Below are 1,944 nucleotides of genomic sequence, written 5' to 3'. Positions count from 1 at the left end.
GCGACCAGCAAGAGGGCGACAAATTACATTGAGATAAAATCCAAAGGTCATCATCGCGGGACTAGTCCTTCTGAGTGCGGGATTCGATTTTCACCGCGATGTGATTGTTGCGCTGCCCCACTTTGCCCTTGAACATCGTGACGCCTCCCGACCGCAACATAACCGGGCTTTCCGGCGTGCAGTTGAAGATGACCTGATTTCCAGGCTCCCACGCGAGAACTTCACGCAAATAGGACGGGGTTTCTTCGAGCGTCGCTTCGATGCTGACATCGGTGTACCAAAGCTCGCCCGCGAGATGGTTTTCCCAGATCGAGTCGCGACCGAATTTTTCCCCCATGAACATCTGGAGAAGAATTTCGCGGACCGGCTCCAAGGTAGCATACGGCAGCAGCAGTTCGAGACGCCCGCCGCGATCATCCATATCGATGCGCAGACGGGCGAGAACCGCCGCATTGGCCGGGCGGGCAATCGCGGCGAAGCGCGGATTGGTTTCCAGCCGGTCGAACCGGAAAGTTACGGGCGAGAGCGGGTCGAACGCCGCCGAAAGATCGCCCAGCACGACGTGAACCATGCGCTCAACCAGCGTGCGCTCGATGGTCGTATAGGGCCGCCCTTCGATTCGCATCGCCGCCGTGCCCCGGCGACCGCCGAGCAGCACATCGACAATCGAATAGATCAGCGCGCTATCGATGGTCAGCAGGCCGAAATTATCCCACTCTTCCGCTTTGAATACCGACAGCATGGCCGGCAGCGGGATGGAGTTGAGATAATCGCCAAAGCGGATCGAGGTAATATTGTCGAGGCTGACCTCGACGTTATCCGACGTAAAGTTACGCAAGGATGTGGACATCATGCGAACCAAACGGTCGAACACCACTTCGAGCATCGGCAAACGTTCATACGAAACGAGTGCCGAATTAACGATCGCGGCAATGCCCGACCCGTCCGAAGCGCCCGCCGACCCGTCATCAAAGCCGAGCAGACTGTCGATTTCGTCTTGGTTCAGCACCCGCGCAGGCGCGCCGCCGGTTTCGCCGCCGCCGCCCGCCGATGCAAAATCATCGTCGCCGCCGCCTGCGTCGCCTTCCGCCAAAGCCGCCCATTCGGCAGCTAGCAGATCGTCGTCCTGATCGTCCAAAGGACCGCCCATCATCCCGCTCCTCTTGCGAAGCTTCCGTGCCTGTTCGCGCCCTCACCAAAGAGGGTGCTATTGTACCACGATTTCGGTAAACAGAACTTCTTTAACTTGGATCGGACGGATCACCGCATTCACGCGCGCCAGAAGTTCTTCCCGAAGGCGGAACATGGCTTGCGCCCCTTGCAATTGATCCGGACGCAACTCGCGCAGATACGTTTGGAAAGTATCCAATACACGCGGAAGCTTCTTTTCCACTTCCTTACGCTCGTCGTCGTTCGACAACTCCAAGCTGATTTTCAGCTTCAAGAAAGCCGGACGCGGCGTATCGCTGCGCAGGTTCACCAAGAGGTCCGGCAGCGGGTAATAGACCACGTTCAACGAACGTGCCTCTTTGCCCGTCGGTGCCGACGCCGCTACGGGTGCGCCGCCAATCCCCACACTGCCCAGGACCTTGCCCAGAATGCCGGAGAAATAGAGCCCCCCGACCGCAAGTGCGATAATTAGCAACGGCAGCAAAATATACAGCATCAGCTTTTTGCCGCTCAAGCGACGGCGACCCATCATATGACGATCGCCGCCCGCACCATCATCTTCATACATCTCAGCCGACATGACCACTACTCCGCCCCAATGGGTCCTGCTGAACAGGTGAAAGCTCTAACACACTTGTGGCTGACAAACCGTTGTCATGCAAGCGATAAGAGCCGCCGGACCCGTATCACAGCCCCTTGGGTGAGGCGGCAAACTTTGCCCGGCAGACATTGCATAGCATAGTCGATTAATCTTATCTAGTCACTTTCACACAT

Annotated in this window: 2 protein-coding genes; both read right to left on the bottom strand. The window is 57.6% G+C overall.

Translation table 11 applies throughout. From position 1 onward, the window contains the following. Positions 1–61: 61 nt before the first annotated feature. On the bottom strand, positions 62–1,150 hold the full coding sequence (fliM, locus tag VZ95_RS18430; protein ID WP_045777161.1) for a flagellar motor switch protein FliM: 1,089 nt from the start codon (positions 1,148–1,150) through the stop codon (positions 62–64). A 57-nt stretch (positions 1,151–1,207) separates the two neighbouring features. Further along, a complete protein-coding gene (locus VZ95_RS18425) occupies positions 1,208–1,750 on the bottom strand; it encodes a flagellar basal body-associated FliL family protein (RefSeq protein WP_045777160.1) in 543 nt (180 codons plus the stop codon). Positions 1,751–1,944: the final 194 nt, after the last annotated feature.

Source organism: Elstera litoralis (assembly GCF_000963705.1).
Classification (GTDB): Bacteria; Pseudomonadota; Alphaproteobacteria; order Elsterales; family Elsteraceae; genus Elstera; species Elstera litoralis.
Note: the sequence above shows the minus strand (reverse complement) of the source record. Positions and strands in the feature narration are given on the sequence as shown.